General features: G+C 56.6%; 15 protein-coding genes. 3 read left to right on the forward strand and 12 right to left on the reverse strand.

What is annotated here, in order from left to right; all coding sequences use genetic code 11:
• The first annotated feature begins 143 nt into the window (after window positions 1-143).
• Window positions 144-1,124, forward strand: coding sequence for an OmpA family protein (locus H1S06_RS10060; protein WP_181739761.1), 981 nt, complete (start codon window positions 144-146; stop codon window positions 1,122-1,124).
• 69 nt (window positions 1,125-1,193) lie between these two features.
• Here H1S06_RS10060 and H1S06_RS10065 read toward each other — a convergent pair whose 3' ends face one another.
• From H1S06_RS10065 to H1S06_RS10115, 12 genes are all read right to left on the reverse strand, one after another.
• Complete coding sequence (locus H1S06_RS10065; RefSeq protein WP_181739763.1) at window positions 1,194-1,721, reverse strand: hypothetical protein; 528 nt, start codon at window positions 1,719-1,721, stop codon at window positions 1,194-1,196.
• A gap of 197 nt (window positions 1,722-1,918) precedes the next feature.
• Window positions 1,919-2,242, reverse strand: coding sequence for a potassium channel family protein (locus tag H1S06_RS10070; RefSeq protein ID WP_181739765.1), 324 nt, complete (start codon window positions 2,240-2,242; stop codon window positions 1,919-1,921).
• A gap of 99 nt (window positions 2,243-2,341) precedes the next feature.
• Window positions 2,342-3,160 (reverse strand): class I SAM-dependent methyltransferase, encoded by an 819-nt coding sequence (locus H1S06_RS10075; protein WP_181739767.1) that lies wholly within the window; start codon window positions 3,158-3,160, stop codon window positions 2,342-2,344.
• Between the two features lie 53 nt (window positions 3,161-3,213).
• The gene (locus H1S06_RS10080) at window positions 3,214-4,902 is read right to left on the reverse strand and encodes an AMP-binding protein (protein WP_181739769.1); all 1,689 of its coding nucleotides are present in this window, start codon (window positions 4,900-4,902) and stop codon (window positions 3,214-3,216) included.
• A gap of 58 nt (window positions 4,903-4,960) precedes the next feature.
• Window positions 4,961-5,539: a peroxidase-related enzyme gene (locus tag H1S06_RS10085; RefSeq protein WP_181739771.1), complete on the reverse strand. Its 579-nt coding sequence runs from the start codon at window positions 5,537-5,539 to the stop codon at window positions 4,961-4,963.
• Between the two features lie 22 nt (window positions 5,540-5,561).
• A complete protein-coding gene (locus H1S06_RS10090) occupies window positions 5,562-6,473 on the reverse strand; it encodes a hydroxymethylglutaryl-CoA lyase (protein ID WP_181739773.1) in 912 nt (303 codons plus the stop codon).
• Complete coding sequence (locus H1S06_RS10095; RefSeq protein WP_181739775.1) at window positions 6,473-8,467, reverse strand: acetyl/propionyl/methylcrotonyl-CoA carboxylase subunit alpha; 1,995 nt, start codon at window positions 8,465-8,467, stop codon at window positions 6,473-6,475. The genes H1S06_RS10090 and H1S06_RS10095 overlap by 1 nt, the downstream gene beginning before the upstream one ends.
• Complete coding sequence (locus tag H1S06_RS15585; RefSeq protein WP_255482999.1) at window positions 8,460-8,588, reverse strand: hypothetical protein; 129 nt, start codon at window positions 8,586-8,588, stop codon at window positions 8,460-8,462. The genes H1S06_RS10095 and H1S06_RS15585 overlap by 8 nt, the downstream gene beginning before the upstream one ends.
• Before the next feature lie 6 nt (window positions 8,589-8,594).
• A complete protein-coding gene (locus tag H1S06_RS10100) occupies window positions 8,595-9,395 on the reverse strand; it encodes an enoyl-CoA hydratase/isomerase family protein (protein ID WP_181739777.1) in 801 nt (266 codons plus the stop codon).
• Between the two features lie 39 nt (window positions 9,396-9,434).
• Window positions 9,435-11,045 carry a carboxyl transferase domain-containing protein gene (locus H1S06_RS10105; RefSeq protein WP_181739779.1) on the reverse strand — a complete coding sequence of 537 codons (1,611 nt, stop codon included), beginning with the start codon at window positions 11,043-11,045 and terminating at the stop codon, window positions 9,435-9,437.
• 52 nt (window positions 11,046-11,097) lie between these two features.
• A complete protein-coding gene (locus tag H1S06_RS10110; RefSeq protein WP_181739781.1) occupies window positions 11,098-12,264 on the reverse strand; it encodes an isovaleryl-CoA dehydrogenase in 1,167 nt (388 codons plus the stop codon).
• Window positions 12,265-12,306: 42 nt separating this feature from the next.
• On the reverse strand, window positions 12,307-12,711 hold the full coding sequence (locus H1S06_RS10115; protein ID WP_181739865.1) for a MerR family transcriptional regulator: 405 nt from the start codon (window positions 12,709-12,711) through the stop codon (window positions 12,307-12,309).
• 296 nt (window positions 12,712-13,007) lie between these two features.
• On the opposite strand from H1S06_RS10115, the gene H1S06_RS10120 reads away from it, so the two are divergent.
• Window positions 13,008-13,826 carry an ABC transporter ATP-binding protein gene (locus H1S06_RS10120; RefSeq protein ID WP_181739783.1) on the forward strand — a complete coding sequence of 273 codons (819 nt, stop codon included), beginning with the start codon at window positions 13,008-13,010 and terminating at the stop codon, window positions 13,824-13,826.
• Window positions 13,823-14,533, forward strand: a complete 711-nt coding sequence (locus H1S06_RS10125; protein ID WP_181739785.1) for an ABC transporter ATP-binding protein — start codon at window positions 13,823-13,825, stop codon at window positions 14,531-14,533. The genes H1S06_RS10120 and H1S06_RS10125 overlap by 4 nt, the downstream gene beginning before the upstream one ends.
• The last annotated feature ends 22 nt before the right edge of the window (window positions 14,534-14,555 follow it).

A 14,555-nucleotide genomic window follows, 5' to 3' on the forward strand; every position in this document is an offset into this window, starting at 1 on the left:
TTCAGTATGGGCACCCTGGAATCTGATTAGACTCCGGGAGCAATAAAATTGTCAGGGAGGCAATTTTTTGGTGTTGTCACTGCATGAAATGACAATAATGTTGTTCCTCTTCCCGCATCAGATAGATAATGGAGTTTTACTGAATGCTCAAGCAATTGCCCGCCCTGGTCCTGAGTTTCCTGGTTGCAATACCTGTTTTGGCCGCTAAAGGAGACGTTAAAGGATCTGAAGATCATCCACTGCTTTCCCGCTTCCCTGATACTCATATCAACAGTTATTACACCAGCGAATATAATGAGTTTCTTGTTGCGACAGGCCCTCGTACCGATCAGGAGCTGCCGCCAGTGTTGCGCCTTGAGGGTAAGGTCACGACACTGGGTTATGAAGCGAATGAACTTAAATATTCAGCGCTGCAAATATACCGGAATTATGAAAAAGCCTTTGCCAAGGCCGGATTTACGCCGATTTTCACCTGCCGCAGCGATGATGAATGTGGCCCTTTCTTTGTAAACAAGCTCTACTGGTATGGCAACTCGGCTCGCCAAGGTCGTGATAGAGGGCTCAATGCTCCAAATTTGCATGGCAGTCGATATAAGTATTTCTACTGGAGTGGCAAGGCTGATGTGCAGGGTAAAGAGGTGTATGCAACCTTGTTGGTCTCTCAATACAGCGGCGGCGATTCACCAACCATAGCGGTTCTTGATATCGGTGAAATCGAATCTTTGGATGATGATCGCATCAGTATCGATTTGGATGGCATGAGTAAGGCGCTGGCAGAAACCGGTAAGGTTGAACTCGAAGGTGTGTTCTTTGATACTGCCAAGGCAACCCTGAAAACCGAATCTGCCGAAGCCGTAGCAATCATTGCTGATTATCTGCAGCAGAATGAGGCGCAGTCCTTCTACGTGGTAGGTCACACCGACAGCCAGGGTGACTTCAATTTCAATATGAAATTGAGCAAGGATCGAGCGACAACCGTGGCTCAGGCCTTGCAGCAGGAGCATGGTATTGATACGGGGCGTTTGACGCCGATTGGTGTCGGACCGGTCAGCCCGGTGTCGAGCAATGGCACTGATGCTGGCCGTAGTAACAACCGACGTGTCGAGCTGGTGCTTGCCGACTGACAGGTGTGCAGGGTGAGGTCGTGGTATGGGCCCCCCTGCACCCTTCTCAGGTGCAGCCGGGAGGATGTGTTAGATCTTGCCCAGCTCCCGGTGCCAATATTGGCCCATGTCGCTGTCGGCCCGGACGATACGATCGGTGTCCAGGTGACCGGGCCAGAACTGAATGATGTATTCCTGTCCATCGACAGGGAGGTCCCAGTCGTCCTGTTCATCGTAGTCACGATCCATGTGCCTGATACTGTATCGCACGATGTAGTGATCGCAGGGCAGGTTCAGTAGAAAGGTGTTTTCATGGGCCCATTCGCACAGGTAAAGCCTGTCGGAGAGTGCCGAAAAGTTGCCCTCCACAACATTCTGACAGTCCGAGTTCAGTACCGGCTCGGAGTCATGCAGCTCGATGGTGATCTTGGCGGTGCCGTCCTGCGGACCGGCCACAAAAAACAGTTTTCCCTCATGTGCCGTGCCGCATAAACCATTGGCCTGATATTTGAAGGCCGAGTCCATGTCAAAATGGTCACTATCGTCCATATCCAGAATATCGATATAGAACTGACCGTAAAACAGACTGATATTGTCTGAGAACAACGTCCTTGCCATGACTTCCTCCTGATCTTGATCTTTATTATGGGCGGCGTGCTCAGAAACACGCATGCGTGTTGCAGGCGGCCAAGTTGTAGCGGTTTGGCGTGACCAACGCATGTTGTCGGGAGCAGTATGGCATATCAAAAGCGTGATCATGTACCTGCTGTACCAAACACACTATTGCGGATATATACCCTATGCCGACCGCGTGATCAGGCGTGGGGGAAGTGGTTGCCGAAGGCTCTTATGGTGGCTTCTACCGACAGGGCTCCGATGATGCCGGTCATGATGATGCCGTGCATCGCGATCAGAATTGCCAGTAACTTGGCGGGCTTTCGGGTCGGTTTCATATCACCGTAGCCCACTGTCAGTGCGGTAATGAAGCCCCAGTAAAGGGCATCAAGCAGACTCCACTGTTCCAGCTTGCCCACTAGTGTCGCCAGGCCGGCGATCACCATCAGAAGGAACAGGATAAGCGGGGAAATCAGTGCCAGGCCATTGGAAAAATTGGCCAGAAAGGTAAAGGTGTATTCCATGGTAGTCCGTATAGGGTGACGTCTGGATAGGCTGTAAATAGGGCCGGTATGTTATCGCGAAGTGCCGGTCATGGGCAGCCCCATGACCGACCTCAGCGCTCAGGAGACAGGGGTGGCGAGGACTTCGAGTACGCGGATGGCATCGGCTTCCAGATTTAGCATGACATTGCTGCCCATGGTGCGAAAGCGGTTGCCGAGTATCATGGCGGGAGATAGGGGAGCTTGTGCGGGGGCACCGGCTGTCTCTTTGGCGTGTTGTCGGCGGCGCCAGGCCTGTGCTTCATCACTCCAGTCATCGGTCTGCACCGAGGAAAAACCGGCTTCCTGAAGAAGCCTGACCAGAGCCTGTTTCGACAACAGGTGCGAATGTTGAGGATCATCAGCCCAGGGGACGGGGAAGCGCATGGCGTCAGCATGGCTGCCAAGTACCACCTCATGCATGATCAGCTGCCCGTCCGGCTTCAGTACCCGGTGGCATTCTCTGAGTACCTGAAGGGCATCAGGCATGTTGAGAAAACTGTGTTGGAACAGAATCAGGTCGAGACTGTGGCGGGAGAAAGGAAGGTGGTGTGCGTCACCGGTCAGAATCGGGTTGTCGACCGGTTCGGAGTAGAGGCGGTTCAGGCCTTTGTTGAGGCGGTTGAGGTCATGGGTAATATCCAGTCCGATCATGTTGACGCCGCGAGCCGAGGCCTGGCGCATCAGGCCGCCGGCACCCGAGCCGACATCCAGTACGTACTGGTGGTGTGCGTGATCCAGGTGGCGCAGCAGGCGTTCAGAAGCCTTGATGCCTCCGATATGCAGTTGATCCAGCGGGGCCAGTTGATATAGATCGGCCCCGCTGGGGTAGCATGTGCGCACCTGTTCCAGCAGAGAGGGAGTGTCCAACTGTTGTTGATAGTGCAGATCAATTGTCATAGTGAAAAACGCCGACGCGAGGCCGGCGTTGCAGGCTCCAGGCCGGGTCAGGATCAGTCATCCAGCCCGAGCTCTTCTATTGAAATTTCACGCATTTTAAACTTCTGGATTTTGCCGGTCACCGTCATCGGGAAGGCGTCGACAAACTTGAAGTATCGTGGAATCTTGAAGTGTGTGATTTTGCCTTTACAGAAGGTACGCAAGTCGTCGTCAGTCACGTTGTCGGCATGAGGGTGGAGCTTGATCCATGCGATCAGTTCCTCGCCGTATTTCTTGTCCGGTACACCGGTGACCTGAACCTCAGACACCGCCGGGTGGGTGTACAGGAACTCCTCGATTTCTTTCGGGTAGACGTTCTCGCCGCCACGGATCACCATGTCCTTGATGCGGCCGACGATCTGGATATATCCCTCGTCGTCCATGGTGGCCAGGTCACCGGTATGCATCCATCCTGCATTGTCGATGGCTTCGGCTGTGGCGTGTTCGTTGTTCCAGTACTTCATCATCACGCTATAGCCGCGGGTGCAGAGTTCGCCGATTTCACCGCGAGGCACGATACGACCAGTACCCGGATCGACAATTTTGCTTTCCAGATGAGGCTGGGTACGCCCGACCGTGGAGACCCGTTTTTCGATGCTGTCATTGGCACCGGTCTGAGTGGAAACAGGGCTGGTCTCGGTCATGCCGTAGGCGATCTGTACTTCCGACATGTTCATTTTGTTGATCACCTGCTTCATCACTTCGGTGGGGCAGATGGAGCCAGCCATAATGCCGGTACGCAGTGTCGAGAGATCGAAGCTGGCAAAGTCCGGATGATCCAGTTCGGCGATGAACATGGTGGGAACACCGTACAACGCCGTGGCTTTCTGCGAATGGACGGCCTTGAGTACCGATGTTGGTTCAAAGCCTTCATCCGGATAAATCATGGTTGCGCCGTGGGTAACACAGCCCAAATTCCCCATCACCATGCCGAAGCAGTGGTACAGTGGTACCGGAATCACCAGACGGTCTTCGCTGGTAAAGCCCATGCTTTCGGCAACAAAGAAGCCGTTATTGAGAATGTTGTGGTGTGACAGGGTAGCGCCTTTGGGGAACCCGGTTGTGCCCGAAGTGTACTGAATATTGATCGCTTCATCGAACTGAAGTGTTGATTGCAGGTCGATCAGGTCTTGCTCACTGGTTTGTTCTGCCTGTTCCAGCATGTCGGACCAGCGCCACATGCCCGGATGCTTCTCGCTGTCCAGATTGATGACGCACTCCAGCTCCGGCAGTTTTTGTGATTTGAGCTTGCCTTCGGCAGACGCTTTCAGTTCAGGTGCCAGTTCGTACAGCATGCCGCGGTAGTCTGAGGTCTTGAAGCTGTCAGCAGTGATCAGGAACCGGGCGCCGGACTGGTTCAGAGCGTATTCCAGTTCATGGGTACGATAGGCCGGGTTGATATTGACCAGAATGGCACCGATCTTGGCGGTCGCGAACTGGCTGACAGTCCACTCCGAACAGTTAGGTGACCAGACGCCGATACGGTCACCCTTGCGTACACCCAGTGCCAACAGGGCGCGGGCGCACTGGTTGACCTGTTGCTGTAATTCAAGGTAGGTCCAGTGGATGTCCTGATGCAGAACGATCAGGGCATCGTTGTCCGGGTAGCGGTTGGCGATTTCGTCGAACTTGTCGCCGATGGTCATGCCGATCAGCGGCTTGTCGGCGGTGCTGCTGGTGTAGCTTGGTAGGGGTTTGCTCATCGTTATGACTCCGATTTTTGTTGTTATCCGGTCAGATGAAATGTGTGCTCAGCTGGCCTTAACGAAAACGTCCGTGGTATTCCGGGTTGGGTTGCATGTCTACCGCGCTGGCCACACGGTTGGTCATGTTGTAGAACCCGGCAATGTTGGCAATATCCCAGATGCCGCGCTCACTGAAACCGGCATCACGTAAAGTCTGGCGATCGGACTCTCCAATTTCGGCAGGCGTGACCGTCAGTTTATGAGCGAAGTCGAGCATGGCGCGCTGGCGTCCGTCCAGCTCGGCGACGCGATAATTCATCACCATTAGCTCGCCCAGTACCGGATTTTCGGAGTATTCGCGTACGGCGGCACCGTGAGCGGTCAAGCAGTAATAGCAATGATTCTCTGAAGAAACGACCACGGCGATCATCTCGCGCTCCAGAGGCGTCAGTTCGCTATCGCCGAACATGAGCTCGTTGTAAAAACGGGTAAAAACCTCGAATTGGGCCATGTTCTGGCTGTAAGCGGTCAGTACGTTGGGGACCATGCCCAGTTTTTTGTCGCATTTTCCGAAGTACTTTTGTACCTCTTCCGGCAACTGATGACGGTCCGGAATCGGCAGACCCAGTGCCGTGATGTGTGTTGGCTGAGACATCCTGATTACTCCTCGATAAACGTTAGTCTGAACCGCAAGGGCCTATGGCCTGAGCCACTTTGGAGCCGTTGTGTCGTCCCAGCTCGCGGGTGATCCAGTGGCCGGTTTTGACGACTGCTCGGAGGTCGACACCGGTACTGATATTCAGCCCTTCCAGCAGATAGAGGACATCTTCGGTAGCCACATTGCCGGAGGCGCCCTTGGCATAGGGGCAACCGCCCAGTCCGGCTGTGGAACTGTCGATGACGGCTAGCCCTTCCTCCAGTACTGCGTAGAGGTTCGCCAGCGCCTGGCCGTAAGTATCGTGGAAGTGTGCGGCCAGCTGCGACATCGGGACTTCTCTGGCCACGGCTTCCAGCATCTTCTTGGCTTGCAATGGCGTGCCTTTGCCAATAGTGTCGCCCAGCGAAATCTCGTAGCAGCCCATGTCCAGTAAGGCGCGACTGACGGCGGCTACCTGGGCCGGATCGATCTCGCCCTGATAGGGGCAGCCGAGCACCGTGGAGACATAACCACGCACGCGAATGCCGGCGGCCTGAGCCTGTTCCATCAGAGGCTGAAAGCGCTCCAGACTCTCGGCAATGGAGCAGTTGATGTTCTTCTGCGAAAACGCTTCCGAGGCTGCAGCAAACACCGCGACTTCGGGCGTGTTGGCGGCAATGGCGCCTTCCAGCCCCTTCAGGTTGGGGGTTAGAGCCGAGTAGGTTACGCCGGGGCGGCGCTGGATGCCGGCCATGACGGCGGCGGCATCGCCCATTTGTGGTACCCATTTCGGTGATACAAAGCTGGCAGCCTCGATATGTTGCAGACCGGCTGCTGCCAGGCGGTCGATCAGTTCAACCTTGATTTCGGTCGGAATGATCGGCCCCGGCTCATTCTGCAAACCATCACGAGGGCCGACTTCGACGATGCGTACCTGTTGCGGAAAAGCCATCAGGCAGCCTCCTCTGAATCCAGCTCGACCGAAATCAGTTCGGCGCCTTCGGACACCAGATCACCTTCGGCGAAGAAAATCTCGCTGACGGTACCGGCGGCTGGGGCCTTGATGGAGTGTTCCATCTTCATTGCTTCCATGATGAGCAGTGTTTGACCGGCTTCGACGGTATCACCGGGCTTGACCAGTACCGCCACTACTGAGCCGTTCATCGGTGCCTGCAGACCGCCTTCGCTGGCCTGGTCTTCCATGCCGTACTGCTCGCGGTGCTGGGCACAGTGGAAAGTTTCGCCTTCATGGAACAGCACCACCTGGTCCTGATGCAGGTCGCCACAGATGCTGAAGCGGTGGCCATTGACGGTAGCCTGCAGACGGTCGTCATTCAGGTTGGCGCGAACGTCGTAGCAACTGTCACCGATGCGGATTTCATAGCGATCATCCTGCTCCAGAATGCTGAGCTGATGCTGTACATCATCGCTGAGCAGGGTCATCGGGCGGGCGTACTGCGAATTCAGGCGCCAGCTGTTCTGACGTGCGAAGGGTGAGAACGGATCGGCCGGCAATGTCTGTTCCGCCTTGCTGCGCAGCAGGAAGAAGCAGGCGCTCAGTACCAGGCCCAGGTTCTCGTCCAGCTGAGCGGGCGGGAACAGCAGGTCTTCATGCTTGCTGATGAAACCGGTGTCCAGCTCCTCGTTGCGGAAGGGCGCGGCATCGGCCAGCGCATGCAGGAAGCGGATGTTGGTCTTCACGCCGCTGATGCGGTATTCCTCAAGCGCCTGCACCATGCGGTTGATGGCACGCTCGCGGTTGTCGTCCCAGACGATCAGCTTGGCGATCATCGGGTCGTAATGGATGCTGACCTCGTCACCCTCGACCACGCCAGTGTCGACACGCACATGAGCGTTTTCGTCCGGCGTACGCAGGTAGCGCAGGGTGCCGGTAGCGGGCAGGAAGTCGTTGTCAGGATCTTCCGCGTAGATACGGGCTTCCAGTGCATGACCACGCAGACGGATCTGATCCTGCTGCAGCGGCAGGGCTTCGCCGTTGGCGATGCGCAGCTGCCATTCGACCAGATCCTGGCCGGTGATCATTTCGGTGACCGGGTGCTCCACCTGCAGGCGGGTGTTCATCTCCATGAAGTAGAAGGAGCCATCCACGTCGTAGAGGAACTCGACGGTACCGGCACCGACGTAGTCGATCGCCTGGGCGGCACGCACCGCGGATTCACCCATCGCCTTGCGGGTTTCATCGCTCAGCCCCGGTGCCGGGGCTTCCTCGATGACCTTTTGGTGACGGCGCTGGACCGAGCAGTCACGCTCAGCGAGGTAAACGCCGTTACCCTTGCTGTCACAGAACACCTGAATCTCCACATGACGCGGCTGAGTCAGGTATTTCTCGATCAGCATGTCCGGGTTGCCGAAAGCGTTTTTGGCTTCACGCTGGGCGGCAGCCAAGGCTTCGTCAAATTCAGACATGGCTTCAACGACGCGCATGCCCTTACCGCCACCACCGGCCACCGCCTTGAGCAGCAGCGGGAAACCGCACTTCTCGGCTTCGGCGCGCAGTAGGTCGGGGGACTGGTCGTCACCGTGGTAACCCGGCACCAGCGGTACGCCGGCATCCTGCATGATCGCCTTGGCGGCAGACTTGGAGCCCATGGAGGCAATGGCCGAGGCGGGCGGGCCGATGAACACGATGTCGTTGGCTTCACACGCCTTTGCGAAATCGGTGTTCTCGGACAGGAAGCCGTAACCCGGGTGGATCGCCTGGGCGCCACTGGCCTTGGCCACCTCGATGATCTTGTCGGCACGCAGGTAGCTTTCGCTGCTCGGCGCCGGGCCCAACAGGAAGGCTTCATCGGCCATGGCAACATGTCGGGAGTGACGGTCGGCTTCAGAATAGACGGCGACACAGCGGATGCCCAGACGGTGAGCAGTCTGGATCACTCGGCAGGCGATCTCGCCACGGTTCGCAATAAGGATTTTATTAAACATGGGAGGTCTCCGTGTCGAGATCGCCTGCATGCGCTGCGCGCATCGGCATGCAATTTGGCTTCGCCGCCAGTTGCTGATGCAACTGGTCGCCCTGGTTCGCAATCAGAATTTTGTTAAACATGGCAAATTATTCCTCGATCCAGTTCGGTGTGCGCTTGCCTAGGAAGGCGCTGAGCCCTTCCTGACCTTCTTCGCTGACACGGATATCGGCAATACGGTGAGCCGTGTCATCGATGACCGACGGGTCAATGGGTTTCTGGCTGACGGCGAAGATCAGCGCCTTGGCGGCGTTCATCGCCTGGGGGCTGTTGCGACGCAAGGCTTTGATAAAGCGGTTACAGGCCTCATCAAGCAGTTCCGCATGTGGTACCACTTCATGCACCAGGCCGGCATCCGCAGCAATTTTGGCGCTGAACGGCTCGGCGGTCAGGAAGTAGCGGCGGGACAGACGCTCGCCGATGGCTCGTACCACGTAAGGGCTGATCACGGCCGGAATCAGGCCAATTTTGACTTCACTGAGGCAGAACTGGCTCTGTTCGGTAGCGATGACAATATCGCAGCAGGCCGCCAGGCCAACAGCACCGCCATAGGCGGCACCCTGTATCAGACCGATGGTCGGCTTGCTGAGGGTGTTGAGTGCCTCCATCAGGCGCGCCAGCTGGCCGGCATCTTCGAGGTTTTCCTGATGGCTGTTCTGCGCCATCCGCTTCATCCAGCCCAGATCGGCACCGGCAGAAAAGTTGCGACCGTTGGAGCGCAGTACCAGCACCCGTGCTTCGGGGTTGTGGTCGGTGGCTTCCAAGGCCTCGATCAGTGCTGCGATGATGCTGTCGTCAAAGGCGTTGTGGACCTCCGGTCGATTCAGCGTCAGCGTAGCAACACCCTCGGCGGAGATCTCCAGCAGCACGGTGTTATTGTTATTGTCCATAGCGCTTTCCTTTATATACCTGTCTTGGCCAACGTGGGCTTACATGCGGAAGACGCCGAAGCGGGTTTCGTCGATCGGCTTGTTCAGCGCGGCCGACAGGCCCATGCCGATCACATCGCGAGTCTGGGCCGGGTCGATGACGCCGTCATCCCACAGGCGGGCACTGGCGTAGTACGGGTGGCCCTGATGCTCATAGGTGTCGATGATCGGCTGTTTGAAGGCTTTCTCTTCGTCGGCCGGCCATTCCTCGCCCGCGCGCTCCATACCGTCACGCTTGACCGTGGCCAGTACGCCGGCGGCCTGTTCGCCACCCATCACTGAGATGCGGGCATTGGGCCACATCCACAGGAAATTGGGGCTGTAGGCGCGGCCGCACATGCCGTAGTTGCCGGCGCCGAAGCTGCCGCCGATCAGGACGGTCAGCTTGGGGACGTTGGCACAGGCCACGGCGGTTACCATTTTGGCACCGTGCTTGGCGATCCCTTCGGATTCGGCCTTCTGGCCTACCATGAAGCCGGTGATGTTTTGCAGGAACAGCAGCGGGATTTTGCGCTGACAGCACAGCTCGATGAAGTGGGCACCTTTCTGCGCGGAATCGGCAAACAGAATGCCGTTATTGGCGACGATGCCGACCGGGTAGCCGTGGATATGGGCAAAGCCGGTGACCAGGGTGGTGCCGTAGTACTTCTTGAACTCGTCGAACTCGGAACCGTCAACGATACGGGCGATCACTTCGCGCACGTCGAACGGCTTGCGCAGGTCGGTACCGACGATGCCGTACAGCTCGTCGGCGGAGTAGAGCGGGGCTTCGGGCTTGCGCAGGTTGAGATCGGTCAGCTGCTTGCGGTGGTTCAGGTTTTTCACGCAGTCGCGGGCGATCTGCAGTGCATGCTGATCGTTCTCGGCATAGTGGTCGGCGACGCCGGATATTTTGCAGTGCACATCGGCGCCACCCAGGTCTTCGGCGCTGACCACCTCTCCGGTGGCGGCTTTCACCAGCGGCGGGCCGGCCAGGAAGATGGTGCCCTGGTTGCGCACGATGATCGATTCGTCGGCCATGGCGGGAACATAGGCACCACCGGCCGTACACAGACCCATGACCACGGCGATCTGCGGGATGCCCTTGGAGGACATGCGGGCCTGGTTGAAGAAGATACGACCGAAGTGGTCGCGGTCCGGGAAAACATCATCCTGACGCGGCAGGTTGGCGCCGCCGGAGTCCACCAGGTAGATACAGGGCAGGTGGTTCTGCTCGGCGATCTCCTGGGCACGGAGGTGCTTTTTGACGGTAATCGGGTAGTAGGAGCCGCCCTTTACGGTGGCGTCGTTGGCCACAATCATGCACTCAACGCCGTTGATTCGCCCAATGCCGGTGATGATGCCGGCAGCGGGTACATCTTCGCCGTACACGTTGTATGCAGCCATCTGTGACAGCTCGAGGAAAGGAGAGCCTTCATCGATCAGGGTGTTGATACGATCACGCGGCAGCAGTTTGCCACGAGACAGGTGACGTTCCTGGTATTTGGTGCCACCGCCCTGTTCGATCTGGGCGACCTTGTCACGCAGGTCGCCGACAGCGGCTTCCATGGCGTCCTGGTTGGCGCGGAATTCGTCAGAACGCGGATTTACTTTGCTATGCAGTTGAGTCATCGAAAGGCTCCTCGCTGCACCGGGCAGACTGCCCGGGAGCGTTCGATTATTCTTATTTATTGAGGAACAGCTCGCGGCCGATCAGCATGCGGCGGATCTCGGAAGTACCTGCACCGATCTCGTACAGCTTGGCATCACGCAGCAGACGACCGGTGGGGAATTCGTTGATATAGCCATTGCCGCCCAGCAGTTGGATGGCATCCAGCGCCACTTTGGTGGCCATTTCGGCAGAGTAGAGGATGGCACCGGCGGCATCCTTGCGCGACGTTTCGCCTCGGTCAGCCGCCATGGCAGCCATATAGACGTAAGACTTGGCAGCGTTCATCTGGGTGTACATGTCGGCAACCTTGCCCTGTACCAGTTCGAACTCGCCGATGGCCTGGCCGAACTGTTTGCGGTCACGGATGTAGGGCACCACGATATCCATGGCGGCCTGCATAATACCCAGAGGTCCACCGGACAGGACCAGGCGTTCGTAGTCCAGACCGCTCATCAGGACCTTCACGCCGCCATTCAGCTCGCCCAGAATGTTTTCCTTGGGTACCTTGGCATCCTGGAACACCAGTTCACAGGTGTTGGAGCCGCGCATGCCCAGCTTGTCCAGCTTCTGCGCCTGAGTGAAGCCCTCGGTGTCACGCTCGACGATAAAGGCAGTGATGCCTTTGGGGCCGGCCGCCGGATTGGTCTTGGCGTAAATGACATAGACGTTGGCGTCCGGGCCGTTGGTGATCCACATTTTGTTGCCGTTCAGCACATAATGATCCCCGGCATCGCGGGCGGTCAGCTTCATGGACACTACGTCGGAACCGGCATTGGGTTCGGACATGGCCAGTGCGCCGATATGTTCGCCGCTGATCAGCTTGGGCAGGTACTTGGCACGCTGTTCGTCGTTACCGTTGCGATGAATCTGGTTGACGCACAGGTTGGAATGCGCACCGTAGGAGAGGCCAACCGACGCGGAGGCTCGGCTGATCTCTTCCATGGCGATGACATGGGCCAGATAGCCCATTTCGACACCGCCCCACTGTTCCTTGACGGTAATGCCAAGCAGGCCCATGTCACCAAATTTGCGCCAGAGATCGTTGGGAAAAGCATTGTCCCGGTCGATCGCTTCCGCACGAGGGGCAATCTCCTGAGCTGCGAAACTGTTGATCTGATCGCGCAGCATGTCGAGGGTGTCGCCCAGTCCAAAGTTCAGTTCAGAATATGCAGAGATCATCTAGTCCACCTTTATTGTTATTGTGCCGATCGCCGTGGGGGCTTAGTCGACAGCCGTCATCTTTTTCTGTTCGAGTTCGTTCAGTGTTTCCAGACAGCGCGTCTCGGCGTTGTCCAGTTCCAGCTGAACCATTGCGATATCTTGTAGTTGCTGTTCCAACTCGGCACGTTTGCCGGCAATGGTTTTCAGCAGCAGCTTCAGCTGCTTTTCACTGCCGCTCAGGGTTTCATCCCAAAGGTCGAACAGCTCTCGGGTTTCAGCCAGAGAAAAACCGAGCCGTTTGCCACGCAGGATCAGTTTTAGCCGAACCCGATCCTTGGTGCTGTAGATACGTGTCTGACCGCGACGAGAGGGGTGCAGCAGCCCCTGGTCTTCATAGAAACGGATGCTGCGCGTCGTTACGTCAAACTCGGCCGATAATTCGCTGATTGAAAAATTTTTGCACATTGTCACGGTGTGTTCCGATAGCCACTTTCCATCGAGGCTAAAACAAGTTGACGTTTACGTAAAGGGTAAAATATTTCTTTTTGCCTAAGCCAAAAGTTCAATAAAATTTATAAGGCCATGATTGGGTTGGTGTTTTTGGCTATGTTTTTGGCAACATAGTGTTGCATTAGACTAAAGTAGTAATTGTATTCCCGTAAGGTAAATTGCTAGTTTTTTCCCGTACCTTACGCCAAGGTCACCATTCGACGCCAAGTGCGAAAAGCCAGCATAAAAACAACAAGAGGCTTGGTTTACACATGAGTGCAGACTATGTTCTCGAAACCCGTAACCTTATCAAAGCGTTCAAGGGTTTCACTGCGGTCGACGATGTCAATCTCCAGGTGACACGCGGCCATATACACGCCTTGATCGGTCCGAACGGGGCCGGCAAGACAACCGTATTCAACCTGCTAACCAAATTTCTGACCCCCACCGAAGGTCGGATCCTATTCAATGGCACCGATATAACGGCCATGAAGCCAGCTGCCATCGCCCGTGCGGGAGTGGTGCGTTCTTTCCAGATATCCGCTGTTTTTCCGCATCTGACGGTGCTGGAGAATGTGCGTATCGCGCTGCAACGCAAGGAAGGCAACAGCTTCCACTTCTGGCGCCCTCAATCCGTGCTGAACAAGCTGAATGATCGTGCAATTGAGCTGCTTGATGCCGTAGGGCTGGCTGAGTTTGCCTCGGCGCAGACGGTTGACCTGTCATATGGTCGCAAGCGAGCGTTGGAGATTGCGACCACTCTTGCTTTGGAACCTGAGTTGATGCTGCTTGACGAGCCGACGCAGGGGATGGGGCATGAAGATGTGGGGCTGGTGGCCGACCTGATCAAAAAGGTGTCGGTCGGCCGTACCATTCTGATGGTTGAGCATAACCTTCATGTCGTGTCCAAGCTGGCCGACCGTATTACGGTATTACAGCGTGGCGCCATATTGACGGAGGGGGACTACGCTACCGTATCGGCTGATCCGCGTGTCCGTGAGGCCTATATGGGGACAGCAGCCAGTGCAGAGCAGGACCGTATCAACGCGGAAGCGGCCCAGGCCGAGCGGCAGGAGGAAGTGGACGCATGAGTACCCATCGCGAAAAATTGCGTATTGATGACTTGCATGCGTTTTATGGCGAGTCCCACATTTTGCATGGTATCGACATGCATGTCAGGCAGGGTGAACTGGTGACGTTGCTGGGACGCAACGGTGCCGGTCGCAGCACGACACTGAGGGCCATCATGAATATGGTGGGGCGCCGCACCGGTTCGATCAATATCAATGGGACTGAGACCATTGGCATGCCGGCGCACAAAATCGCGCATTTGGGGCTGGGATATTGCCCGGAAGAGCGAGGGATTTTTTCCAGCCTGAATGTGGAAGAAAACCTGCTGCTACCGCCTTCGGTACGCTCTGATGGCATGAGTGTCGAGGAATTGTATGAAATGTTCCCCAATCTGTACGAGCGCCGTTATAGCCAAGGCACGCGGTTGTCAGGCGGCGAACAACAGATGCTGGCGCTGGCCCGTATTCTGAGATCGGGCGCCAATATTCTGCTGCTGGATGAAATCACCGAAGGATTGGCGCCGGTGATCGTACAGAAACTGGGTGAAGTGCTGGTCAAACTGAAGGAGCGTGGTTTGACCATCCTGCTGGTGGAGCAGAATTTCCGTTTTGCTGCCCCGATTGCCGACCGTCACTATGTTATGGAGCACGGTCATATTGTCGAGGAGGTTCAAGCCCACGAGCTTGAAACCAAGACAGAGCTCCTGAATACCTATCTGGGCGTCTGACGTCTGTGTGTGAGAAATAAAA

Origin of the sequence: Marinobacterium marinum (assembly GCF_013868415.1) — a bacterium.
GTDB classification, from domain to species: Bacteria; Pseudomonadota; Gammaproteobacteria; order Pseudomonadales; family Balneatricaceae; genus Marinobacterium; species Marinobacterium marinum.

Excerpts from the sequence above, each read along its gene's own strand:
- H1S06_RS10060 (WP_181739761.1), top strand. The coding sequence starts at position 144 with ATGCTCAAGCAATTGCCCGCCCTGGTCCTGAGTTTCCTGGTTGCAATA.
- H1S06_RS10065 (WP_181739763.1), bottom strand. The coding sequence starts at position 1,721 with ATGGCAAGGACGTTGTTCTCAGACAATATCAGTCTGTTTTACGGTCAG.
- H1S06_RS10070 (WP_181739765.1), bottom strand. The coding sequence starts at position 2,242 with ATGGAATACACCTTTACCTTTCTGGCCAATTTTTCCAATGGCCTGGCA.
- H1S06_RS10075 (WP_181739767.1), bottom strand. The coding sequence starts at position 3,160 with ATGACAATTGATCTGCACTATCAACAACAGTTGGACACTCCCTCTCTG.
- H1S06_RS10080 (WP_181739769.1), bottom strand. The coding sequence starts at position 4,902 with ATGAGCAAACCCCTACCAAGCTACACCAGCAGCACCGCCGACAAGCCG.
- H1S06_RS10085 (WP_181739771.1), bottom strand. The coding sequence starts at position 5,539 with ATGTCTCAGCCAACACACATCACGGCACTGGGTCTGCCGATTCCGGAC.
- H1S06_RS10090 (WP_181739773.1), bottom strand. The coding sequence starts at position 6,473 with ATGGCTTTTCCGCAACAGGTACGCATCGTCGAAGTCGGCCCTCGTGAT.
- H1S06_RS10095 (WP_181739775.1), bottom strand. The coding sequence starts at position 8,467 with ATGTTTAATAAAATCCTTATTGCGAACCGTGGCGAGATCGCCTGCCGA.
- H1S06_RS15585 (WP_255482999.1), bottom strand. The coding sequence starts at position 8,588 with ATGTTTAACAAAATTCTGATTGCGAACCAGGGCGACCAGTTGCATCAG.
- H1S06_RS10100 (WP_181739777.1), bottom strand. The coding sequence starts at position 9,395 with ATGGACAATAACAATAACACCGTGCTGCTGGAGATCTCCGCCGAGGGT.
- H1S06_RS10105 (WP_181739779.1), bottom strand. The coding sequence starts at position 11,045 with ATGACTCAACTGCATAGCAAAGTAAATCCGCGTTCTGACGAATTCCGC.
- H1S06_RS10110 (WP_181739781.1), bottom strand. The coding sequence starts at position 12,264 with ATGATCTCTGCATATTCTGAACTGAACTTTGGACTGGGCGACACCCTC.
- H1S06_RS10115 (WP_181739865.1), bottom strand. The coding sequence starts at position 12,711 with ATGTGCAAAAATTTTTCAATCAGCGAATTATCGGCCGAGTTTGACGTA.
- H1S06_RS10120 (WP_181739783.1), top strand. The coding sequence starts at position 13,008 with ATGAGTGCAGACTATGTTCTCGAAACCCGTAACCTTATCAAAGCGTTC.
- H1S06_RS10125 (WP_181739785.1), top strand. The coding sequence starts at position 13,823 with ATGAGTACCCATCGCGAAAAATTGCGTATTGATGACTTGCATGCGTTT.